This window comes from Brenneria nigrifluens DSM 30175 = ATCC 13028 (assembly GCF_005484965.1).
In the GTDB taxonomy this organism is placed as follows: Bacteria; Pseudomonadota; Gammaproteobacteria; order Enterobacterales; family Enterobacteriaceae; genus Brenneria; species Brenneria nigrifluens.
Genome location: NZ_CP034036.1, coordinates 4,448,856 through 4,471,968, shown reverse-complemented (window position 1 = coordinate 4,471,968; position 23,113 = coordinate 4,448,856). Strand labels below are relative to the sequence as shown.

Sequence of the window (23,113 nt, the reverse complement as noted above, 5' to 3'; positions counted from 1 at the left end):
CCGACATAAAACCGCAGATTTACTGCAAACCGAGTTTCTTCTCCAGATAGTGGATATTGGTGCCACCTTTCTGGAAGTTCTCATCGTTCATGATCTTCATCTGCAGATCGACGTTGGTTTTGATCCCGTCGATAATCAGCTCCGCCAGCGCGTTCTTCATGCGCGAAATAGCCACTTCGCGGGTTTCGCCGTAGGTGATCAATTTGCCGATCATGGAATCGTAGTACGGCGGCACGGTATAGCCGGCGTAAATATGGGATTCCCAACGCACGCCGAAGCCGCCCGGCGCGTGAAAACGGGTAATTTTACCCGGACTCGGCAGAAAGCTGTTCGGATCTTCGGCGTTGATACGGCATTCCACCGCGTGACCGCGCACCTGAACGTCTTCCTGCCGGATGGATAACGGTTGGCCCGCCGCAATGCGCAGCTGCTCTTTGATCAGATCCACCCCGGTAATCATTTCGGTTACCGGATGCTCCACCTGAATACGGGTGTTCATCTCGATAAAGTAGAACTCGCCGTTTTCGTACAGGAATTCAAAGGTGCCCGCGCCGCGATAATTGATATCGATACAGGCTTTCGCGCAGCGATCGCCGATAAAACGGCGCTGTTCGGCGGTGATGCCCGGCGCCGGCGCTTCTTCCACCACTTTCTGGTGACGGCGCTGCATGGAGCAGTCGCGCTCGGCCAGATAAATGGCGTTGCCCTGACCGTCGGCCAATACCTGAATTTCCACGTGACGCGGGTTTTCCAGATATTTTTCCATATAGACCATATCGTTATTAAAAGCCGCCTTGGCTTCCGCACGGGTCATATTGATGGACTGTTCCAGCTCTTTATCGCTGCGCACCACGCGCATGCCGCGGCCGCCGCCGCCGCCGGAGGCTTTGATGATCACCGGGTAGCCGATGCGTTTGGCGAAGGCGCGGTTTTTATCCATATCGCCGTCCAGCGGGCCGTCGGAACCCGGCACGCAAGGAACACCGGCTTTTTTCATAGCGTTGATGGCGGACACTTTATCGCCCATCAGGCGAATGGTGTCGGCGCGCGGGCCAATGAAAATAAAGCCGGAACGCTCGACCTGCTCGGCGAAATCGGCATTTTCGGACAGGAAACCGTAGCCAGGGTGAATGGCGTCGGAAGCGGTGATTTCCGCCGCGGAAATGATCGCCGGGATGTTCAGGTAGCTTTTGGTGGACGGCGCCGGACCGATGCACACGGTTTCATCCGCCAGCAGCACATGTTTCAGATCGCGATCCGCGCTGGAGTGAACGGCAACGGTTTTGATACCCAGCTCTTTGCAGGCACGCAAAATACGCAGCGCGATCTCTCCGCGGTTAGCGATAACGATTTTATCTAGCATGGTAAGCCTCGTTATTCGATGACAACCAGTGGCTCGTCAAATTCAACCGGTTGGCCGTTGTCGACAAGGATCGCTTTGACCACGCCCGCTTTGTCGGCTTCGATTTGGTTCATCATTTTCATGGCTTCGACAATGCACAGCGTGTCGCCGACATTCACCTGCTGGCCGACTTCGACAAATGCTTTGGCATCGGGGCTGGGGGTGCGGTAGAACGTACCGACCATGGGAGAGCGAACGATGTGCCCGCTGATGGCGGCCGGTGCGGCCGTGGTTTCCGCCGCGGCCGCCGCCGGCGCGACGGCGGCGGCCAGCGCCGGTTGCTGTTGCAGCATTGGCGCGTAGGCCTGTTGCATCATCGGGTAGCTTGGCGTTGCCGGGGCACGACTGATACGTACTGATTCTTCACCTTCGGAAATTTCCAGTTCGGCGATGCCGGACTCTTCAACCAGTTCGATCAGTTTCTTGATTTTACGAATATCCATGGATGTGGTTCCGTACTCTTCTGTTTAATTGGAAGTTGACAGGCGTGTTACCGCCGTCTGTAAAGCATGGTTATAACCCTCTGCCCCGAAGCCGCAAATCACCCCTACAGCGATATCGGACAGGTAGGAGTGATGGCGGAAAGCTTCACGCGCATGCACGTTGGACAGATGAATTTCGATAAACGGGATATCAACCGCCAACAGAGCGTCACGCAGCGCAACGCTGGTATGGGTAAACGCCGCCGGGTTGATCAAAATAAAATCCGTGTTTCCTCTGGCCTGATGAATTCTGTCGATCAGAACATGTTCCGCATTGGACTGCAGATGGGAAAATTGCACATTCAGCACCTGCGCCTGCGTTTCCAGATTGCTGACTATCTGCGTCAGCGTGGTTTTGCCGTACTTATCCGGCTCGCGCGTACCCAGCAGATTCAGGTTAGGGCCATTCAAAAGCAAAATGTGAAACTTGTCAGCCATTATGCTGCTATCTCCCGCGATTCGCCCGGATTGCAAAAACAGTGTCGCACAAAATAGCGCGAAGCTATGCGTTTGTCACCTTTCCAACGCAAATTGTCGGCTGCCGGGAAACAAAGTCGTGCATTATAACCATTTCGCCGCAATTAGCAGCCAAATACTGGTCTTATCTGCGGAGATATTCCAGCAGTATCCGTAAATCGTCGGTGAAACAGCCGGTGCTTGCCGCGCTCGGCTTCACACCGGTCCTGGCTTTTAACGCCACCATCGGCGAAATTTTTTATAACGCGACAATAACAATATCAGGGCCGCCAGCGCATATAAAACCGGCTGGGGCGAGAGCGTTTTGACTGACCAAAGATAGTGGATTGGCGCCAGAATGGCGACCAGATAGACCAGGTTATGCAGTTTTTGCCAGCGGGATCCCATCTTGCGCATCACCCTCTGCGGCGATGTCAGCGCCAGAGCGAATAAAATCAGCCAGCTAATCATTCCCAGCGTTAAATAGGGGCGGCGAAGCAACTCTTCTCCCAGCAAACCCAGATGGCTTATCCCGAGTTCCAGCAACGCGTAACTCGCCAGATGCAAGGTCGCCCAGGCAAAACACCATAGCCCGACCAGACGTCGGCAGCGGATAAGCAGCGGTTGCCTGCCGTAACGAGCCAGCGGCGTGAGCAGCAGCGTGGCGAGCAACAGCTTCAGCGCCATGCGGCCGGTAAAATGCTGAATATCTTTCGCCGGATCGGCGCTCAGCCATCCCTGATCGACCGCCAGTATCAGCCATGGCAACGGTAAAAAAGCCGCCAGATGGATAATGATCTTCAGCCAGGTTATGTGTTGCATGGTCAGCCGCATTCAGACGTTATCTCCTAAATCGGCGCTACTGCGCCGCCGCCGGTCAAAAGTTGTCCCGCAGGTTCAGACCCCGATACAGCGATGCCACCTGCTCGGCATAGCCATTGAACAGCAGGGTCGGCTGCCGTTGCACATCCAGAATACCGCCGGCGCCGATAACGCGTTCGGTCGCCTGCGACCAGCGCGGATGATCCACGTGCGGGTTGACGTTGGCGTAAAAGCCATATTCATTGGGCGCCGCCAGATTCCAGGTGCACGGCGGACGCTCGCGGGTGAAGCGGATATGCACGATGGATTTGATGTTTTTAAAGCCGTATTTCCACGGCGCGATCAATCTGACCGGCGCGCCGTTCTGCGGCGGCAGCGTTTTGCCGTAAACGCCGACGGTGAGCAGCGCAAGCGGGTGCAGCGCCTCATCCAGCCGCAAGCCTTCGACATAAGGGTAGTCGAGGCCGCCCCCCATAAAGCGGTCTTTCTGTCCCGGCATCTGTTCGGGATCGTAGAGCGTCTGAAAGGCGATATAGCGGGCATGGCCGGTGGGGTCGGCAAATTTAATCAGCTTCGCCAGCTCAAACCCGATCCAGGGGACCACCATCGACCAGGCCTCGACGCAGCGCAGGCGATAAATTCTCTCCTCCAGCGGAAAGCGCTTAAGCAGGTCGTCGATATCCAGCGTGATGGGTTTGGCGACCTCGCCGTCGATGCGGATTTTCCAGCTTTCCGTCCGCAACCCGCCGGCATTGGCCGCCGGATCGCCCTTATCCAGCCCGAATTCATAGAAATTGTTATAACCGGTGACCTTATCTTCCGGCGTGAGCGGCAGGTCGGGACGCCAATCCGCCGGTTGGGTAAATGACAGCGCTTTGCCCGGCGGCGCCTTGGGGCGGTCGTTGTCGCCTTTAAACCAGGCGAGCAGATCCGCCTGCGCGGAGAATGGCAACGACAGCGCCGCCGTGGTGATGCCCAGCGCCTTTAATACGCGGCGGCGCTGGAGGAACACGCTCTCCGGCGTGACGTCCGCCTCGGTCAGCTGGCGATTTTTATGCAGGCGATTTTTATACATGTGGAACTCCCGCCGATGGTTATTGCCGGCGATAATGATGGTGTGCCAATAACTTATTTATAGATGAATTGCGTGGGGAACAGCGGCGACGAACGGTAAATACTTTTTTGCAGGGTGTTACGAACATAAATAACGGGCCGCCGCCGACGGCGGCCCGAGCGGCGGGTAGCCCAGGTTAGCGGATGCGTACCAGCGTACGGCCCGTCACCTTGTTGTCCAGCAGCGCGGCTGCGGCGGCGGGGACGTCCGACAGCGCGATTTCATGTGTCGCCTGCCGGTAGAAGGTCTCCGGCAGCAATTCCGCCAGCCGTTTCCAGGCCAGTTCGCGGCGCGGCAGCGGCGCCATCACCGAGTCTACCCCCTGCAAGCGGACGTTACGCAGGATAAACGGCATCACCGTGGCCGGCAGCGCGATGCCGCCGGCCAGGCCGCAGGCGGCAACGGTGGCGTTGTAACCCATCTGCGCCAGCAAGGTTGCCAGCACCTTATCGCCGACGGTGTCGATCGCCCCCGCCCAACGCTGTTTCTCCAACGGCCGGGCGTCGGCGCTGAATTCGCTGCGTTCCAGCACCTGTTTCGCCCCCAGCTGTTGCAGATAGCCGGCGTTCTCGGCGCGGCCGCTGACGGCGGCGACCCGGTAGCCCAGCGCGGAAAGCAGGGCCACCGCCGTGCTGCCGACGCCGCCGCTGGCGCCGGTCACCACCACGTCGCCGCTTTGCGGCGTAACGCCGCCCTCTTCCAGCGCCATCACGCATAGCATGGCGGTGAAGCCGGCGGTGCCTATCGCCATGGCTTTTCTGGCATCCAGCCCGGACGGCAGGGCCACCAGCCAGTCGCTTTTCACCCGCGCCAGCTCGGCCAGACCGCCCCAGTGATTTTCACCCACGCCCCATCCGGTAAGAATCACCGATTGCCCGGGCTGAAAACGCTCACTGTCGCAGTGGCGGACCGTTCCGGCGAAGTCGATGCCGGGAACCATTGGAAACTGGCGAATGATCTTACCCCTACCGGTGATGGCCAGCGCATCCTTATAATTGATGCCGGACCAGCTGATATCAACCGTCACATCACCGGCGGGCAGTTGATCCGTATCGAGTTCACGGATCTGCGGCTGAATGAGTCCGTTTAGCTGTTCGAGTACTAAAGCCTGCATGTATGCTCTCCTGTGGCAGGAAAATGTATCGAATCGTATAGCGACTATATTTGTAACAGGTAGTATGCGAACTGATAAAAAACAACAAACCCGCAGAATCAGTAATAGGACGCAGGGATGGGATTTACGACCAGATTCTCCAAACTTATGGCGCTGTTGACGGCATTGGCGGTTTTCTTGCTGCTTTGCAGCAGTATCTTCAGTCTCTTCCATTATAGCCAGCAGAGAACGGCGCTGCAGCTAAGAGAGGTGGCGGCCAGCATCGATCAGGCGCTTTTGGTGCAATCGCCGGAGAATATCAGATTCTGGCTGCCGGCGATGATGAAAACCGCCGGCGTGGTGGCGCTGGAGATCCGCAATCCCGACTCAACGCTGTATGCGGTGCGGCTGTCCGAGGCCGACGATCGCCGTAGCTACGGATACCATCATCGCCGTCTCCTGCTGATGCATCATCTGGATATGGTGGTTGATGCGACTTACGTCAATCCGCTGTTCGGCATGCTGCGCTTTTTTATCTCGACGCTATCGGTGCTGCTGGCGATTTGCCTGATGGCGCTGGTGCTGTATCTGTCGATTCGCTGGCTACGGCGGCAAACCGCCGGACAGAAAGAGCTTGAGGCGCGGGCCAGACGTATTCTGAACGGGGAGCGCGAGTCGGTTATGCATGGCTCGGCGAGCGAGTGGCCGGTGAACGCCAGCGGCGCCATCGATCAACTGCTGGCCGATCTGGTTGAAGCCCGTGAGGAGCGCAGCCGGGTCGATACCTTGATCCGCGCTTTCGCCGCGCAGGATGCGGAAACCGGATTGAGCAATCGCCTGTTTTTTGATAATCAACTGACGACGCAGTTGGAAGATATCGAAAATGTCGGCACCCATGGCATGGTGATGATGATTCGCCTGCCAGATTTTGAAACCTTGCAGGAAACCCATGGCTTTGGCGGGGCGATCCAGGAATACAGCTTTACGCTGGTGAATTTGCTGTCGACATTTGTGATGCGTTACCCGTCGGCGCTGCTGGCGCGCTATTACCATAGCGATTTCACGGTGTTATTACCCCATTGCACGCTGAAGGAAGCGGATAATATTGCGGCGCAGCTGGTGAAAGCCGTTGATATCCTGCCCGTTACGCCGTTGATCGATCGCGAGGATATGATCCATATCGGCATTTGCGCCTATCGCAGCGGACAAAGTCCCGAGCAGGTGATGGAAAGCGTGGAGGACGCCACGCGCAATGCGGTGTTGCAGGGTGGCAATGGCTGGTGCGTATTTGACCGGCAGGTGCCGGACAAAGGGCGCGGCAGTGTGAAATGGCGCACGCTGCTGGAGCAGACGCTGGCGCGCGGCGGGCCGAGGCTGTATCAGAAACCGGCGGTGACCCGGGAAGGCGCGGTGCATCATCGGGAAATGATGACCCGTATCTATGACGGCACGCAGGAGCTGCTGGCGGCCGAGTATATGCCGCTGGTGCAGCAACTGGGCCTGTGCGTCAGCTACGACCGGCAACTGGTTGCGCGCATCGTCGCGCTATCGGCCAACTGGCCCGATGAAACCCTGGCGATGCCGGTTAGCGTGGACTCGCTTTTACAGAAGACATTTCTGTGCTGGCTGCAGGAAACGTTGCTGCAATATCCTAAAAAGCAACGACAATGCATTTTATTTGAACTTGCGGAGGCAGACGTCTGTCAATATATCGGCCGTTTGCGTCCGGCGCTGAATCTTATCCTGGGGCTGGGATGCCGGCTGGCGGTTACCCAGGCGGGATTGACGCTGGTCAGTACGACCTATATCAAGTCATTGCAGGTGGAAATCATCAAGCTTCATCCGGGCCTGGTGCGCAGCCTTGAACGCCGTCCGGAAAATCAGTTATTTGTGCAAAGCCTGACGGAAGCCTGTAAGGGAACGCAAACCAAGGTTTTTGCCGCCGGCGTGCGCACCAAAGAAGAGTGGCGCACGTTATTGGATAAGGGCGTTTACGGCGGACAGGGCGATTTTTTTGCCGCGTCGGTGCCGGTGAGTCATGAGCTGAAAAAATATTCACCGCACTATCGCGTTTAGTGTAAAAGTCCTGTTCGAATTGACGTAGAATGAGTCGGCTTTTGTTTTAGTTAGTGTGCGCTTACATTAGCTGTAATCCGATTAAATGTGAGATTTTATGTCCTGTGTTAGTGCTATTCCGTCGGGCGGAGAGTGATAATCTGCCTTGCCGTCCGGAGAAAAGGCGTTTCGCGTCCTATTTCTCTGCAAGACCGACGTTGCGCAACACAGACTTTTTTTCACCGAAGCAGAGCGTTTTAGTGCCTTGTCGCTGCTTCGTGTGGTTGGTAAAGTAGGCGGATTTATTTTTCGCCCCCAGCTTGCAGGATTATCCTTTCGTTATGTTTAAGAAATTTCGTGGCATGTTTTCCAACGACTTGTCCATCGACCTGGGTACCGCCAATACCCTGATTTATGTTAAAGGGCAGGGCATCGTACTGAATGAACCCTCGGTGGTCGCTATTCGCCAGGATCGTGCCGGTTCTCCGAAAAGCGTCGCCGCCGTAGGCCATGACGCTAAACAGATGCTGGGCCGTACGCCCGGTAATATCGCCGCCATTCGCCCGATGAAGGACGGCGTGATTGCGGATTTCTTCGTGACTGAAAAAATGTTGCAGCACTTTATCAAGCAGGTGCACAGCAACAGTTTTATGCGTCCGAGCCCGCGGGTGCTGGTGTGCGTGCCCGTCGGCGCCACGCAGGTGGAGCGCCGGGCGATTCGCGAATCGGCGCAGGGCGCCGGCGCGCGCGAAGTGTTCCTGATTGAAGAACCGATGGCGGCGGCGATTGGCGCGGGCTTGCCGGTCTCCGAAGCCACCGGTTCCATGGTGGTGGATATCGGCGGCGGCACCACCGAAGTCGCGGTGATTTCACTCAACGGCGTGGTGTATTCTTCGTCCGTGCGTATCGGCGGCGACCGCTTTGATGAGGCGATTATCAACTATGTTCGCCGTAACTACGGTTCGCTGATCGGTGAAGCGACGGCGGAGCGCATCAAGCATGAGATCGGTTCGGCGTATCCGGGCGATGAGGTGCTGGAAATTGAGGTTCGCGGCCGTAATCTCGCCGAAGGCGTACCGCGCGGCTTTAACCTGAACTCCAATGAGATTCTGGAAGCCTTGCAGGAACCGCTTACGGGTATTGTCAGCGCGGTGATGGTGGCGTTGGAACAGTGTCCGCCGGAGCTGGCTTCCGATATTTCCGAACGCGGCATGGTGCTGACCGGCGGAGGCGCGCTGCTACGCAATCTGGACCGCCTGCTGATGGAAGAGACCGGCATCCCGGTGGTAGTGGCTGAAGATCCGTTAACCTGCGTGGCGCGTGGCGGCGGTAAAGCGTTGGAAATGATCGACATGCACGGCGGCGATTTGTTCAGCGAAGAATAATTCGTTCGGGAAAGGGGGGCCGTATGGGGGAAAGCGCAGGTTTTTCATCCCGCACGGCGGCCCCTTTTTTTATGCCGCCCCGCGCGACGTTGAAAATCGCGCCGGGCGATTTATTATGGCGGGCTATCCCTGCCCGCCACCCTGAGGGCCGTCGCAAGCGACGTTGAAAATCGCTCCAGGCGATTTTTTATGGCGGGCTATCCCTGCCCGCCACCCTGCGGGCCGTCGCAAGCGACGTTGAAAATCGCTCCAGGCGATTTATTGCTGCTGTCGAGGAAAGGAATACGCAAATTTTATGAAGCCGATTTTTAGCAGGGGACCTTCCCTGCAACTGCGACTTTTTCTTGCTGTCGTCACCGCGATTTTGGTGATTATTGCTGACAGTCGGCTCGGTGCGTTCGTTAAAATCAGAACCTACATGGATACCGCCGTCAGCCCTTTCTATTTTCTGGCCAATGGCCCGCGCCAAATGCTGGATAACATGTCTGAATCTCTGGCCAGTCGTGAACAGCTGGGACTGGAAAATAACGCGCTGCGCCAGGAGCTGCTGATGAAAAACAGCGACCTGCTGCTATTGGGGCAACTGAAGCAAGAGAACGCCCGCCTGCGCGAACTGCTGGGTTCTCCGCTGCGCCAGGATGAGCAAAAGATGGTGACCCAGGTGATCTCCGCCGGAACCGATCCCTACAGCGACCAGGTCGTCATTGATAAAGGCCGGGTAAACGGCGTGTATGAAGGCCAGCCGGTCATCAGCGACAAGGGCGTGGTCGGCCAGGTGATTGCGGTCGGGCAGTTTACCAGCCGGGTTTTACTGATTTGCGATGTTTCCCATGCATTGCCGATCCAGGTGCTGCGTAATGATATCCGGGTGATTGCCGCCGGCAATAGCTGTACCGAAGACCTGCAGTTGGAGCACCTGCCTAATAATACCGATATTCGCGTCGGCGATGTGCTGGTGACGTCGGGGCTGGGAGGCCGTTTCCCGGAAGGCTATCCTGTCGCGGTGGTGTCGTCGGTCGCCATCGATACCCAACGGGCCTATACGGTGATACGGGCGCGCCCGACCGCCGGCTTGCAGCGTTTGCGCTACCTGTTGCTGCTGTGGGGCGTGGACAGAAATGCCAGCACGGCTTTACCGCCGGCGGAAGTTCACCGCGTCGCCAATGAGCGGTTGATGCAGATGATGCCGCAGGTATTGCCTTCGCCTGACGATATGGGGCCGCCGCCGGCTGACGATCCTGCCGCCGCGCAGCCGGGAGTACGCTGATGGATCGCTACCGTCGTCATGGCAACTGGATTATCTGGCTCTCTTTTCTGATCGCGATGGCATTGCAGATTATGCCGTGGCCGGAACAGATTTACGCTTATCGCCCTTCCTGGCTGACGCTGTTCCTGATTTACTGGGTGATGGCGCTGCCGCACCGGGTTAACGTGGGAACCGGGTTTGTGCTGGGCATGATTATGGATCTGATTTTGGGATCCACATTGGGCGTGCGGGCGCTGGGTTTAAGTATTATCGCTTATCTGGTGTCGTTTAAATTCCAGCTGTTCCGTAATATGGCGCTATGGCAGCAGGCATTAATCGTCATACTGCTTTCGTTGCTGATGGATTTGATTGTGTTCTGGGCGGAGTTTCTGGTAATTAACATCGCCTTTCGTCCGGAAGCCTTCTGGAATAGCGTGGTCGATGGTGTGCTCTGGCCGTGGCTGTTTCTGCTGATGCGTAAAATACGCCGTCAGTTTACCGTGCAATAAGGCTGGCCCATGCATCAACTGTATCTGGCTTCCTCTTCCCCCCGTCGCCGGGAACTGCTCGCGCTGCTCGACATCCCTTTTGCGCAGCTGAGCGTGGCGGTGGAAGAACGGCGTTTGCCCCATGAGGCGGCGGAAACCTATGTCCGCCGCCTGGCGCATGAGAAAGCGGCGGCGGGCGTACTGGCCGCCCCGGCGGATTTGCCGGTGCTGGGCGCGGATACTATTGTGGTATTAAACGGACAGGTGCTGGAAAAACCACGCGATGAGGCTCACGCCGCCCGGATGCTGGCGCAGCTTTCCGGGCAGCGTCACCAGGTGATGACATCCGTGGCGCTGGCCGACAGGCGCGATATGTTAAGTGGTCTGGTGGTGACCGAGGTCGTATTTCGCCCGCTTTCCCGTCAGGATATCGATAGTTATATCGCCAGCGGCGAGCCGATGGATAAAGCCGGATCTTATGGCATTCAGGGCAAAGGCGGTTGTTTTGTCAAATCGATAAAGGGAAGTTACCACGCGGTGGTAGGATTGCCGCTGGTGGAAACATATGAGTTGTTCGGTAATTTTGCTGCGCTGCGGATTGCGAGAGGAAAACATGACTGCTGAGTTACTGGTGAACGTCACCCCGTCGGAAACGCGGGTTGCCTATATTGATGGCGGTATATTGCAGGAAATCCACATTGAGCGTGAAGCCAGGCGCGGCATCGTCGGTAATATCTATAAAGGCCGGGTGAGCCGGGTATTGCCGGGTATGCAGGCGGCGTTTGTGGATATCGGTCTGGATAAGGCGGCGTTCCTGCACGCGTCCGATATTATGCCGCACACCGAGTGCGTCGCCGGCGACGAACAGAAAAACTTTCATGTGCGCGATATTGCCGAACTGGTGCGTCAGGGACAGGATCTGATGGTGCAGGTGGTGAAGGATCCGCTGGGCACCAAGGGCGCCCGTCTGACCACGGATATCACCTTGCCGTCGCGCTATCTGGTGTTTATGCCGGGAGCGTCGCACGTCGGCGTTTCGCAGCGCATTGAAAGCGAGGCCGAGCGCGAGCGTCTCAAGAAAACCGTCGCCGACTATTGCGACGAGCACGGCGGGTTTATTATCCGCACCGCCGCGGAAGGGATCGGCGAGGAGGAGCTTTCCCAGGACGCGGCGTTTCTCAAGCGCCTGTGGACCAAGGTCATGGAGCGTAAAAAACGTAACCAGACCAAATATCGGCTCTATGGCGAAGTTGCCTTGGCGCAGCGCATCCTGCGCGATTTCGCCGGCGCGGAGCTGGACCGTATCCGAGTGGACTCCAGGCTGACCTATGATTCTCTGCTGGAATTTACCGCGGAATATATTCCGGAAATGACCAATAAGCTGGAACATTACGTCGGCACGCAGCCCATCTTTGATCTGTTCGATGTGGAAAATGAAATTCAGCGGGCGCTGGACAGAAAGGTCGAATTGAAATCCGGCGGTTACCTGATTATCGATCAGACCGAAGCCATGACCACCATCGATATCAATACCGGGGCATTCGTCGGCCACCGCAATCTGGACGAAACCATCTTCAATACCAATATCGAAGCGACCCAGGCGGTGGCCCGCCAGCTTCGGTTGCGCAATCTCGGCGGCATTATCATCATCGATTTTATCGATATGAACAACGAAGATCACCGGCGCCGCGTACTGCACTCTCTGGAGCAGGCATTAAGTAAAGATCGGGTAAAAACCAGTATTAATGGTTTCTCTCAACTAGGATTAGTGGAGATGACCCGTAAGCGCACCCGTGAGAGTATAGAACACGTATTGTGTCATGAGTGCCCGACTTGTCGTGGGCGGGGAATGGTGAAAACGGTGGAAAGCGTCTGTTACGAGATTATGCGGGAGATAGTGCGCGTCCATCACGCTTATGATACCGATCGCTTCCTGGTCTACGCCTCTCCGGCGGTGGGGGAAGCGCTGAAAAGCGAAGAATCGCACGCGCTGGCCGAGGTTGAAATTTTTGTCGGCAAACAGGTCAGAGTGCAGATTGAACCCCTGTACAGCCAGGAACAGTTCGACGTGGTCATGATGTAAGTTTGCCTGCAACCCGCTTCACCAATGGGGCGCTTTTCGGGCGCGCTTATGGTTGAACGGCATACTCCGCACACCCCCAGATGAAAGCGGCTTTCGCGAAAACAAGGAGAAATACGTGAGGCGATTGCCCGGAATATTACTAGCGACGGGCGCCACTCTTATTGTGATTGTTGCGCTGTTAGTCAGCGGTTTAAGATTGGTGCTGCCACAGCTCGATCACTTCCGGCCACGGCTGGTGGCGTGGACGCAGTCCGTTGCCGGGGTTCCGCTGGAAATCGGCTCGCTGAAAGGACGCTGGGAATCTTTCGGCCCCACGCTGGAAATCAAAGATTTTCACGCTTCCCTGCCGGAGTCGGAGTGGCGGGCCGAACGTATTACGCTGGCGCTGGACGTGTGGCAATCATTGCTGCACTGGCGCTGGCAGTTCCGCGATCTCACCTTCTATCAGCTACGGCTCGATCTCAATACCACGCTCTCCGGGCAGCGTCAGGGCGATGACCTGATGACCTCGGGGAGGCTGAACGATCTTTTTCTGCGCCAGTTCGATCACTTCGATCTGCGCGACAGCCATATCTCTTTTCTTACGCCATCCGGCGCCCGCGCCGAATTCAGCATTCCGCAGCTTACCTGGCTGAACGCCGACAAACGCCATCGGGCTGAGGGGCTGATCAGCCTGTCGAGCTTTAACGGCCAGCACGGCGTAGTGCAGATGCGGATGGATTTGGACGATGATCAGGGGGTGCTCAATAACGGCACGCTTTACCTGCAGGCCGACAATATCGATATGAAGCCCTGGTTCAGCCGCTGGATGAAGAACAACACCGGGTTGGAAAGCGCGGACTTCAGCCTGGCGGCCTGGCTTGACGTGCGCAAGGGCGATATTTATGGCGGAGATGTGTTTCTCAATCAGGGAACGGCGACCTGGGGAGAAGGCGAAGACGCCCATCGCCTGGACGTCGACGATACGGTTTTGCATATCGGCCGTCAGGAAAATGGCTGGCGGCTTGCCGTGCCGGAGCTAAATCTGGCCACGGATGGCGTCCCCTGGCCAAAAGGCCAATTTTCCGCGCTTTGGCTGCCGCAGAATACCCAGTTGCTGGGGCCGGATAGTCAGGAGGAATTACGCCTGCGCGCCAGCAATCTGGATCTGGCGCGTTTGGGCGCGCTGTTGCCGCTGTTGTCCACCACCACGCCGCTATTAAAGGAACGCTGGAAACAGCTGCAACCACAGGGCCGGCTTAGCACGCTGGCGGTGGATATTCCTCTGCAACAGCCGGAGAAGAGCCGTTTTCAGGCCCGCTGGCATGACGTGAGCTGGCAGGCGTGGCAACGGTTGCCGGGAATGGATCACTTTTCCGGTTCCGTGAGCGGCAGCGTCGAGCGCGGGCAGGTGGATTTGCATCTGGCCGAGAGCACGCTGCCGAACAACGGGACTTTCCGGGCGCCGCTGGAAATCAGTCAGGCCGGCGGCGTGCTTGACTGGCGTTACGACGGTCAGGGATGGGAGCTATGGAGTCACGGGCTGGACGTTCAGGCCAGGTCGCTGTGGATCAACGGCGATTTTCATTATCGGCAGCCCGCCAAGGGCGAACCCAGGCTGGATCTGCTGGCGGGGCTGCGTTTGACGGACGCCGCGGACGCCTGGCGTTATTATCCCGAACCCCTGATGGGAAAAGAACTGGTGGATTATCTGAGCGGGGCGCTGAAGAGCGGACGGGTGGATAACGGCACGCTGATACTGGCGGGTAATCCGCAGCGTTTTCCCTTCTCCCACAGGGAAGGGCAGTTTGAAGTCTGGGCGCCGGTGAAGAATTCCACCTTTGAGTTTCAGCCGGGTTGGCCGGCGTTAACGCCGCTGGATATCAATCTCGATTTCGCCAATAACGGCTTATGGATGCTGGCGCCGCAGGCCTGGCTGGGGAAAGTGGAAGGCAGGAATATCAGCGCGGCGATCCCTGATTATCAGCAGGAACGGCTGTTGGTCGCGGGCGAGTTAAACGGTCCCGGCCCGGAAGTGGGCAACTACTTCCGGCAAACGCCGCTGAAATCTTCGCTGGGAGCCGCGCTGGAGGAGTTACAGCTTGGCGGGCCGGTGCGGGGGACGCTGAATCTGGACATTCCGCTGGCCGGCGGAGAAGTCCGGGCCGGCGGCGATATCGTATTGAATAACAACAGCCTTTACATTAAGCCGTTATCCAGCACGCTAAAAAATCTGACCGGCAGGTTCCGCTACGACAATGGCAATCTGCGCAGTGAAACCCTGCGGGCGAATTGGCTGGATCAGCCAATAACGGTGGATTTCACCACCGAAGAGCAGGAGCGGGCCTATCAGGTGAATGTAGGGTTGCAGGGGGCGTGGCAGCCGTCCCGTTTCCCCGGCATGCCGGCGCCGTTAGGGCAACAGATATCCGGCGTCGCGGATTGGCGCAGCAGCGTGTCGGTGAGTCTGCCTTATCAGGGCGTTCCAAAGTATGAGGTTGATCTACAGGCGGACTTAAGCAAAGTGAGCAGTCACTTACCCAGCCCGTTGGATAAGCCTGCCGGGGAGAGTTTGCCTTTGCAGGTGAAGGCCAAAGGCGATCTGCACGGCTTCACTCTGCACGGTAACCTGGGCAAGGATAACGGGTTCAACAGCCAGTGGTTGCTGAAAGGCGATACGGTGACGCTGGCGCGCGCCAACTGGCGAAAAGGGAGCGGTTTACCGCCGTTACCGTCGGCGTCGGCGCTGATTTTCGACCTTCCCGCGCTGGATGGCGAACGCTGGCTTGGGCTGTTGCCCTCTGCGAGCTCGTCGCTGAACGTCGATAGCGCCGCCAGCCGTTTCCGCCTTCCGGCAGAAGTCACTTTGCGTACGCCGCAGCTCCAACTGCTGGGGCAGCAATGGCACGATCTGTCGATTATCAGCAAGAATACCCTGGGCGGCAGCGAGGTGCGGGCCCGGGGGCGTGAAATCGACGCGACGCTGGATATACCGCGGCGCGGCGTGTGGCGCAGCGATATCCGCTACCTTTACTACAACCCGCAGTGGAAAGGTAATGAGGCGACCAACCCGGTGGCGCTGGCTGAGAAAAAATCGCCGTTGAGCGACGTGAGCATGAATTTTGAGAATTGGCCCGCATTGCAGATAAACTGTCGTCAATGCTGGTTTGTCGGGCAGAATTTCGGTCATATTCAGGCAAGGCTGCAGCCGGAAAAAGAGAAACTGACCTTAAGCGACGGCATTATCGATACGGGTAAAGCCCGTCTGACGGTGAACGGCAGCTGGCAGGACAACCCGCAGGGGGCGCGCACCGCGCTGAAGGGGCGGGTATCGGGCGAAAGCCTGGTGCAGAATGCCGATTGGTTCGGCATCGATACGCCGCTGCGCGCCGGGTCTTTCGCCGTCGATTACGATCTTTATTGGCGCGGCACGCCCTGGGCGCCGGATATCGCCAGCCTGAGCGGCATACTGCATACGCGGATAGGTAAAGGTGAAATTGCCGATGTGGGGACGGGACAGGCGGGACAGTTACTGCGCCTGATAAGCTTCGACGCCCTGCTGCGTAAACTCCGGCTTGATTTTAGCGACACCTTCGGCAGCGGTTTCTACTTTGATTCCATTCGCAGCACGGCATGGATTAAAGACGGCGTGCTGCATACCGATGACATGCTGGTCGACGGACTGGAAGCGGATATCGCCATGAAAGGCGACGTCGACCTGGTAAAACGCCAGGTCAATATGGACGTGACCGTGGCGCCGGAAATCTCCGCCACGGTGGGCGTGGCGACGGCATTTGCCGTGAACCCGGTGGTGGGGGCCGCCGTATTTGCCGCCAGCAAGGTGCTGGCGCCGTTATGGAACAAGATTTCGCTGATCCGCTACCAGATTTCCGGTAGTCTCGATCAGCCGAAGATTCAGGAAGTGCAGCGTGAACCGAGCCGGAAGAAAGGCGAGTAGCGGCAGCCTGGCCGGCGCGCCGCGTTCACCCGATTTCATCTAATAAAGAGTGAAAAAATATGAGTCTGTCTTTTGTCAGTGAGCAATTACTCACCGCAAACAAGTTGAATCTTCAGGACCTTTCTTCTGTGCTGGAGCTGTTAAATGAACGTCGTCTGGATTACGGCGACCTCTATTTCCAGTCCAGCTATCATGAGTCCTGGGTGCTGGAAGACCGCATCATTAAGAACGGCTCCTATAATATCGATCAGGGGGTGGGGATCCGCGCCGTCAACGGTGAAAAAACCGGTTTTGCCTATGCCGATCAGATCACGCTGAACGCGCTGCACCAAAGCGCTCAGGCTGCGCGCAGCATCGTGCGCGAACAGGGAGCGGGCACGGCCCATACGCTGGGCGAGGTGTCTCACCGCGCGCTTTATCCGCAGTTTAACCCGTTGGACAGCCTAAGCCGCGAAGATAAGATCGCCCTGCTGCAGCGCGCCGACGCCGTGGCCCGGGCCGCCGACGCTCGGGTGCAGGAAGTCACCGTCAGCCTGACCGGTGTGTATGAGTTGGTGCTGGTGGCCGCCACCGACGGTACGCTGGCGGCGGATGTTCGCCCGCTGGTTCGCCTCTCCGTCAGCGTACTGGTGGAAGCGGACGGCAAGCGCGAGCGCGGCTCCAGCGGCGGTGGCTCGCGCGGCGGCTATGACTATTTCTGGGAAACGGACGAGGGCGAAGCCCGGGTGGAAGCCTGGGCGAAGGAAGCGGTGCGCATGGCGTTGGTCAATCTGTCGGCGGTGGCGGCCCCGGCAGGATCCATGCCGGTGGTGCTGGGCGCCGGCTGGCCGGGAGTACTGCTGCATGAAGCGGTCGGTCACGGTCTGGAAGGGGATTTCAACCGCCGCGGCACCTCGGTATTCAGCGGCCAGATGGGCAAGCTGGTGGCCTCCGAGCTTTGCACCGTGGTTGACGACGGTACGCTGGCCGGCCGTCGCGGCTCGCTGGCGATGGATGACGAAGGGGTGCCGGGACAATATAACGTATTGATCGAAAACGGGATCCTGAAAGGCTATATGCAGGATAAACTCAATGCTCGCCTGATGGGCGCGGCGCCGACCGGCAACGGCCGCCGTGAATCCTATGCCCATTTGCCGATGCCGCGCATGACCAATACCTATATGCTGGCCGGGAAGTCCACGCCGGAAGAGATTATCGCCAGCGTCGAGTACGGCCTGTATGCGCCGAATTTTGGCGGCGGCCAGGTGGATATTACCTCCGGCAAATTCGTCTTTTCCACTTCGGAAGCCTATTTGATCGAGAACGGGCGCATCACCAGCCCGGTGAAAGGGGCGACGCTGATTGGTTCCGGCATTGAGGCGATGCAGCAGATCTCAATGGTGGGCAACGATCTGGCGCTGGATAAAGGGGTCGGCGTGTGCGGCAAAGAGGGGCAAAGCCTGCCCGTCGGCGTGGGCCAGCCGACGCTGAAGCTGGAAAGCCTGACCGTGGGCGGCACGGCGTAAGGCGGCGACAGATTTGCCGGAAGCATATTTGCATGGCATGTATGCGGGGACGCTAGGAAAGTGTCCCTCTATGGCCTCCCGGTATCATAGGCCGGTGTATCTCAGTCTTACCGGCGACGCCGTTCTCAAACTGGCGGCGGCTTATTCGCCGGTTTCCGCCAGCTCACGCAAATACTGAAAAATCTGCCGCGTGGATTTTGGCGGTTTATTGGCCGCTTTCTCTTTTTGCGCGTTGCGCACCAGCGAACGCAGCTGCTGGCGATCGGCAGAAGGGTAGAGCGCCAGAATATCGGGGATGGCGTCATCGCCTTCCGCCACCAGACGGTCGCGCAGCAGCTCCAGCTTGTGAAACAGCACCACCTGCTGGTTGTGGCGGTTCTTCAGCTTGTCCAATGCGGACTGAATCGGTTCCGGATCGCGGGCCCGCAGCATTTTGCCGATTAGCTGTAACTGGCGGCGGCGACCTTCCTTCTTGATGCGCTGCGCCAGTTCGATGGCGGCGCGCAGATCGTCATCCAGCGGGATCTTCTCCAACGCGTTTTTACCCAGTTCAACCAGTTCCGCGCCCAGATCTTTCAGCGCTTCGGCGTCACGTTTAATCTCGCTTTTGCTGACCCAGATAATTTCATCGTCGTCGTCATGGTTATTGTCCGGGACCTCATCAAGCCAGTCTTCGGGTTTGTCGTTCATGGTTGGCTCCATAAAAAATTTTCGGGAGTTACAACGCATAGCGTTGGCCCGTATAAAAAAGAGGCCGATACTAACAGGTTTGAGCTTTGGGCGAAATTGTCCGCGTATGCCGTTTGGCCATCCTGCCAGTTGTTACTGCTTTACTGCTCCTAGGCCGCCATCGCCGCTGCCCAGCAGATATAGGCGCAACAGCCTCTCTTCGCGTATGAGGTGCAGGATGATAACGGTGTTTTCATCGTTTCTGTAGAAAACCCGGCAGGGACTGCAAACCACCTCGCGGTAGACGGAATTCGGCAGTTCAGGCGGTTCGCGGTCCGATTGCGGGAAACGCTCCAGGCGCTCTACTTTGGCGAATACTTTCCGCACCAGCGAACTGGCCGCCATCGGGTTATCCAGGGCGACGTATTCCGCAATTTCGTTCAATTGGTCGAGCGCCGGTTCCGTCCAGACTATTTGAGCCATTTCTGCAGGCGTTCCCTGGCCTGGGCATGGGAGACGGTGCGCTGCTCCAGCACGGCCCTTTCGCCTTTGGACAGCGCTTCCAGCAGCGTCAGGCGGCGTTGCATGAATTCATAATCTTCCACGTCGACAAGATATGCGGATGGCTGGCCGTGTTCGGTAATCAGGATCGCCTCTTTGGACTCACGCAGATCCGCAAGGATTCTGGTCGCCTGCCGTTTCAGGTTGGTCACCAATTCTACTTTCATGGTTGCCTCCGATAGCGAAAGTGATACTAAAGTATCACTCATGCCTGGCGGCGTCCATCGCGGCGAAAGGCGCGCTTCCCCGGAGATTCTGTTAGACTCAGCGGCATGGTGTTTTCTTACTCATTATGGCAGAACGATGACAATAATCACTCAGGTTGCACAACAGCGTAAAGCGCTGGAACAGGCTGTCGCACAGGCGCTGGAGCTGGCGCGTGCGGGTTCGGATGCGGCGGAAGTCGCGGTGTCGAAAACGACGGGGATTGGCGTTAGCACCCGTTATGGTGAGGTGGAAAACGTTGAATTCAACAGCGACGGCGCGCTGGGGATTACGGTGTATCACCAGCAGCGCAAGGGCAGCGCGTCATCGACCGATCTCAGCCCGGACGCCATTGCCCGCACCGTGCAGGCCGCGCTGGATATCGCCCGCTATACCTCGGTCGATCCGTTCGCCGGCCCGGCGGATAAAGACCTGCTGGCGTTCGACGCGCCGGATCTGGATCTGTTTCATCCGTCGGAGCTGGATGCGGAGCGGGGGATTGAACTGGCGGCCCGCGCGGAACAGGCCGCGCTGCAGGCAGATAAGCGTATCACCAATACCGAAGGCGGCAGCTTTAACAGCCACTATGGGATTAAGGTTTTCGGCAACAGCCACGGTATGCTGCAAAGCTACTGTTCCAGCCGCCACTCCATGTCCAGCAGCGTGATCGCCGAAGTGAACGGCGATATGGAGCGCGACTACGCCTACACCATCGGCCGCTCGCTGGATGAATTGCGTACGCCGGAATGGGTCGGCGCGGAGTGCGCGCGCCGCACCCTATCCCGTTTGTCGCCGCGCAAGCTGCCGACCATGCGGGCGCCGGTGCTGTTTTCCGCCGAAGTGGCGACCGGGCTGTTCGGTCATCTGGTAGGCGCCATCAGCGGCGGCAGCGTGTACCGTAAATCCACCTTCCTGCTGGATAAGCTCGGTCGGCAGATCCTGCCCGAGTGGCTGACGATTGAAGAGTTGCCGCACCTGCGCAAAGGGCTGGCGTCAACGCCGTTCGACAGCGAAGGGGTGCGCACCCGGCAGCGGGAAATCGTCAAAGACGGCGTATTGCAAACCTGGCTGCTGACCAGCTACTCCGCCCGCAAGCTGGGGATGAAGAGCACCGGCCATGCCGGCGGCATTCATAACTGGCGTATTGCCGGACAAGGGCTGGATTTTGACGCTTTGCTCCGCCAGATGGGCAAGGGATTACTGGTGACCGAATTAATGGGCCAGGGCGTGAGCGGCGTTACCGGGGATTATTCTCGCGGCGCCTCGGGTTTTTGGGTGGAAAACGGTGAAATCCAGTATCCGGTCAGCGAGATTACCATCGCCGGCAATCTGCAAGAGATGTTGCGCAATATCGTCACGGTCGGGGATGACATTGAAACCCGCAGTAATATCCAGTGCGGTTCGGTGCTGCTGCCGGAGATGAAAATCGCCGGAGAGTAGAGCGGGAGGCGTCAGGCCGGAGAGCGGCGTTTATTCTTCGTCGAATCCGGCTTCGAATAGCGCGATCACCGCGGCCAGCGCCTGCGTTTCATCCGGGCCGCTCGCTTCCACTTCGATAAGACGGCCTTTGGCCGAGTCCAGCATCAGCATGGCGATCACGCTGCTGGCCTCGGCTTCGGTGCCGCTGTCGTTGCGCAGCATCACCTCGGCGTTGAAGCTTTGCACCAGCTCGAACAGTTTCATGGCGGGCCGGGCATGCATACCCAGCCTGTTTTTGATTTCCACGGTGTGCCGAACGGTCATGACGGCTTGCGTTTTTCCAGCGTGCGGTGGCGTGACTGCACGTTTTTGCCGCGCGAGCGAAAGTAGTCGGCCAGCTGTTCCGCAACGTAAACGGAACGATGTTTGCCCCCGGTACAGCCAATCGCCACCGTCAGGTAGCTGCGGTTATTGGTTTCCAGCATCGGCAGCCACAGTTCCAGATAGCTGCGGGTCTGATAAATAAAATTATGCACTTCGGTATGGCGGTCGAGAAAGGCCGCCACCGGTTTGTCCAGACCGGTCATCGGGCGCAATTTCGGGTCCCAGTGGGGGTTGGGCAGAAAACGCACGTCAAACACGTAGTCGGCGTCGATGGGGATGCCATGCTTGTAGCCGAAAGACTCGAACACCATCGTCAGTTCTCGTTCCCGTTTGCCGAGCAGACGGGTACGCAGCATTTCAGCCAGCTCGTGCACCGACATTTCGGAGGTGTCGATGATCAGATCGGCGCGTGAACGCAGCGGCTCCAGCAGATCGTTTTCCTGATCGATGGCGCTTTCCAGCGACAGATTCTTGCTGGACAGCGGGTGCAGACGGCGGGTATCGCTGTAACGGCGGATCAGCGTATTGCGATCGGCATCCAGAAACAGCAACTGCGGCGCGAAGCTTTGCGGCAACTGGACCATGGCGTGCTCAAAGATTTCCGGCGACTCCGGCATATTGCGCACGTCGATGCTGACCGCCGCAGAGATATTGCGCTCAGCCAGCGTAGCGGCCAATTCCGGCAGCAGAACCACAGGAAGGTTGTCTACACAGTAGAATCCCATATCTTCCAGCGCGCGCAGGGCTACGGATTTTCCTGAACCCGAGCGACCACTGACGATCATCAGCACCATCTGGCGATTCCCCCCTGGCAACGTGATGGCGACCTGTCGCTGCCATTGTTTTGATCATGATTGTTTGCACAATGAATGGTAGGAAAACGGTGATTCCCGATCGTGCCGCCATTGCTCATCATCACCACCTGATTTAACCGGCTTCCGTCATAATCTGATACAGCGCTTCATCGCTTTGCGCGGCGCGCAGACGCCGGCAAACGGTTTTATCGGCCAGTCGCCTGGCGATCAGCGATAGCGTATGTAAATGGGTTTTACATTGTTCTGCCGGAACCAGCAAGGCAAAAAGCAAATCAACGGCTTGGTTGTCAACGGCGTCGAACGCGATAGGCTGTTCCAACTGGATAAATACCCCGACCGCGCCCAGGGCGTTGTCGTCCTCGAGCTTGCCATGCGGAATGGCGATGCCGTTGCCGATGCCGGTACTGCCCATGCGTTCCCGCGCGAGGAGGGCGTCAAAGATAATCTGCGAAGACAGATTAAGCTGCCGGGCCGCCAGTTCGCTGATAATTTCCAATGCCCGTTTTTTACTTTGGCAGTGGACGGAACTTCGGGTGCACTCGGGACGTAGCACGGTGCTGAGCTGCAAAACGGGATCGTTGTTCATTTTATCTTCACTTGACGACGCTTCCACTTCCGGTGAGCCCGGCCCGGGTATTTTATGGGCCGGGTCTGTTCCCCGCCCGTTCGGGCAGGGAGAAAAATCAGTGCTGTTTAAGCTTATCCTTGTGCTTGTTTAGCTGTCGGGCCAGTTTATCGATCAGCAAATCAATGGCGGCGTACATATCTTCCGCTTCTGATGTGGCATGCAGCTCTCCGCCGTTAACGTGCAGCGTGGCATCGGCGATTTGTTGTACTTTCTCCACTTTAAGTACCACGTTAACCAGATTAATACGGTCGAAGTATTGCTCTAATTTGGCGAACTTGGTATTCACGAAATCGCGCAGCGGCGGCGTAATTTCGATGTGGTGTCCGGTAATGTTTAGCTGCATAGCGTCTTCCTTCTAGTTGAGA

At 57.8% G+C, this 23,113-nt stretch carries 22 protein-coding genes; 9 read left to right on the top strand and 13 right to left on the bottom strand.

Annotation, left to right across the window (positions count from 1 at the left end; all coding sequences use genetic code 11):
* Positions 1 to 19 precede the first annotated feature (19 nt).
* From accC to acuI, 6 genes are all read right to left on the bottom strand, one after another.
* Positions 20 to 1,363, bottom strand: coding sequence for an acetyl-CoA carboxylase biotin carboxylase subunit (accC, locus tag EH206_RS20955; protein WP_009114777.1), 1,344 nt, complete (start codon positions 1,361 to 1,363; stop codon positions 20 to 22).
* Positions 1,364 to 1,374: 11 nt separating this feature from the next.
* Complete coding sequence (gene accB / locus EH206_RS20950; RefSeq protein ID WP_009114776.1) at positions 1,375 to 1,845, bottom strand: acetyl-CoA carboxylase biotin carboxyl carrier protein; 471 nt, start codon at positions 1,843 to 1,845, stop codon at positions 1,375 to 1,377.
* Positions 1,846 to 1,869: 24 nt separating this feature from the next.
* Entirely contained in the window at positions 1,870 to 2,322 is a 453-nt protein-coding gene (gene aroQ / locus EH206_RS20945) for a type II 3-dehydroquinate dehydratase (RefSeq protein WP_009114775.1), read from the bottom strand.
* A 252-nt stretch (positions 2,323 to 2,574) separates the two neighbouring features.
* Positions 2,575 to 3,174 (bottom strand): protein-methionine-sulfoxide reductase heme-binding subunit MsrQ, encoded by a 600-nt coding sequence (gene msrQ, locus EH206_RS20940; RefSeq protein ID WP_009114774.1) that lies wholly within the window; start codon positions 3,172 to 3,174, stop codon positions 2,575 to 2,577.
* A 43-nt stretch (positions 3,175 to 3,217) separates the two neighbouring features.
* Positions 3,218 to 4,237 (bottom strand): protein-methionine-sulfoxide reductase catalytic subunit MsrP, encoded by a 1,020-nt coding sequence (gene msrP / locus EH206_RS20935; RefSeq protein WP_009114773.1) that lies wholly within the window; start codon positions 4,235 to 4,237, stop codon positions 3,218 to 3,220.
* A gap of 175 nt (positions 4,238 to 4,412) precedes the next feature.
* Positions 4,413 to 5,390, bottom strand: a complete 978-nt coding sequence (gene acuI / locus EH206_RS20930; protein ID WP_009114772.1) for an acrylyl-CoA reductase (NADPH) — start codon at positions 5,388 to 5,390, stop codon at positions 4,413 to 4,415.
* Positions 5,391 to 5,507: 117 nt separating this feature from the next.
* Here acuI and csrD point away from each other — a divergent pair, with 117 nt between their 5' ends.
* The 8 genes from csrD (at position 5,508) to tldD (ending at position 18,068) form a co-directional block, all read left to right on the top strand.
* A complete protein-coding gene (csrD, locus tag EH206_RS20925; RefSeq protein WP_009114771.1) occupies positions 5,508 to 7,445 on the top strand; it encodes an RNase E specificity factor CsrD in 1,938 nt (645 codons plus the stop codon).
* Between the two features lie 320 nt (positions 7,446 to 7,765).
* On the top strand, positions 7,766 to 8,809 hold the full coding sequence (gene mreB, locus EH206_RS20920) for a rod shape-determining protein MreB (protein WP_009114770.1): 1,044 nt from the start codon (positions 7,766 to 7,768) through the stop codon (positions 8,807 to 8,809).
* Positions 8,810 to 9,104: 295 nt separating this feature from the next.
* Positions 9,105 to 10,076, top strand: coding sequence for a rod shape-determining protein MreC (gene mreC, locus EH206_RS20915; protein ID WP_009114769.1), 972 nt, complete (start codon positions 9,105 to 9,107; stop codon positions 10,074 to 10,076).
* Positions 10,076 to 10,564 carry a rod shape-determining protein MreD gene (mreD, locus tag EH206_RS20910; protein ID WP_009114768.1) on the top strand — a complete coding sequence of 163 codons (489 nt, stop codon included), beginning with the start codon at positions 10,076 to 10,078 and terminating at the stop codon, positions 10,562 to 10,564. The genes mreC and mreD overlap by 1 nt, the downstream gene beginning before the upstream one ends.
* A gap of 9 nt (positions 10,565 to 10,573) precedes the next feature.
* Positions 10,574 to 11,167 (top strand): Maf family protein, encoded by a 594-nt coding sequence (locus EH206_RS20905; protein WP_009114767.1) that lies wholly within the window; start codon positions 10,574 to 10,576, stop codon positions 11,165 to 11,167.
* On the top strand, positions 11,157 to 12,626 hold the full coding sequence (gene rng / locus EH206_RS20900; protein WP_009114766.1) for a ribonuclease G: 1,470 nt from the start codon (positions 11,157 to 11,159) through the stop codon (positions 12,624 to 12,626). Before EH206_RS20905 ends, rng begins: the two co-directional genes overlap by 11 nt.
* 115 nt (positions 12,627 to 12,741) lie before the next feature.
* Positions 12,742 to 16,563: an AsmA2 domain-containing protein YhdP gene (gene yhdP / locus EH206_RS20895; protein ID WP_009114765.1), complete on the top strand. Its 3,822-nt coding sequence runs from the start codon at positions 12,742 to 12,744 to the stop codon at positions 16,561 to 16,563.
* Positions 16,564 to 16,622: 59 nt separating this feature from the next.
* Positions 16,623 to 18,068, top strand: a complete 1,446-nt coding sequence (gene tldD, locus EH206_RS20890) for a metalloprotease TldD (protein ID WP_009114764.1) — start codon at positions 16,623 to 16,625, stop codon at positions 18,066 to 18,068.
* A gap of 141 nt (positions 18,069 to 18,209) precedes the next feature.
* On the opposite strand, the gene yjgA is transcribed toward tldD, so the two are convergent.
* The 3 genes from yjgA to EH206_RS20875 all read right to left on the bottom strand — a co-directional run bounded on the left by yjgA (position 18,210) and on the right by EH206_RS20875 (position 19,465).
* Complete coding sequence (gene yjgA / locus EH206_RS20885) at positions 18,210 to 18,758, bottom strand: ribosome biogenesis factor YjgA (RefSeq protein WP_009114763.1); 549 nt, start codon at positions 18,756 to 18,758, stop codon at positions 18,210 to 18,212.
* A gap of 132 nt (positions 18,759 to 18,890) precedes the next feature.
* Positions 18,891 to 19,220: a type II toxin-antitoxin system RelE/ParE family toxin gene (locus EH206_RS20880; protein ID WP_009114762.1), complete on the bottom strand. Its 330-nt coding sequence runs from the start codon at positions 19,218 to 19,220 to the stop codon at positions 18,891 to 18,893.
* Positions 19,208 to 19,465: a type II toxin-antitoxin system Phd/YefM family antitoxin gene (locus EH206_RS20875; protein WP_009114761.1), complete on the bottom strand. Its 258-nt coding sequence runs from the start codon at positions 19,463 to 19,465 to the stop codon at positions 19,208 to 19,210. The genes EH206_RS20880 and EH206_RS20875 overlap by 13 nt, the downstream gene beginning before the upstream one ends.
* Before the next feature lie 136 nt (positions 19,466 to 19,601).
* Between EH206_RS20875 and pmbA the strand changes: the two genes are divergently transcribed.
* Complete coding sequence (gene pmbA / locus EH206_RS20870) at positions 19,602 to 20,942, top strand: metalloprotease PmbA (protein ID WP_009114760.1); 1,341 nt, start codon at positions 19,602 to 19,604, stop codon at positions 20,940 to 20,942.
* 30 nt (positions 20,943 to 20,972) lie between these two features.
* Here the strand turns inward: pmbA and npr are convergent, their stop codons facing one another.
* From npr to hpf, 4 genes are all read right to left on the bottom strand, one after another.
* A complete protein-coding gene (npr, locus tag EH206_RS20865) occupies positions 20,973 to 21,245 on the bottom strand; it encodes a PTS phosphocarrier protein NPr (RefSeq protein ID WP_009114759.1) in 273 nt (90 codons plus the stop codon).
* Positions 21,242 to 22,099, bottom strand: coding sequence for an RNase adapter RapZ (gene rapZ / locus EH206_RS20860; RefSeq protein WP_009114758.1), 858 nt, complete (start codon positions 22,097 to 22,099; stop codon positions 21,242 to 21,244). Before rapZ ends, npr begins: the two co-directional genes overlap by 4 nt.
* Before the next feature lie 133 nt (positions 22,100 to 22,232).
* Complete coding sequence (gene ptsN / locus EH206_RS20855; RefSeq protein ID WP_009114757.1) at positions 22,233 to 22,706, bottom strand: PTS IIA-like nitrogen regulatory protein PtsN; 474 nt, start codon at positions 22,704 to 22,706, stop codon at positions 22,233 to 22,235.
* A gap of 97 nt (positions 22,707 to 22,803) precedes the next feature.
* Positions 22,804 to 23,091, bottom strand: coding sequence for a ribosome hibernation promoting factor (gene hpf, locus EH206_RS20850; protein ID WP_009114756.1), 288 nt, complete (start codon positions 23,089 to 23,091; stop codon positions 22,804 to 22,806).
* Positions 23,092 to 23,113 lie beyond the last annotated feature (22 nt).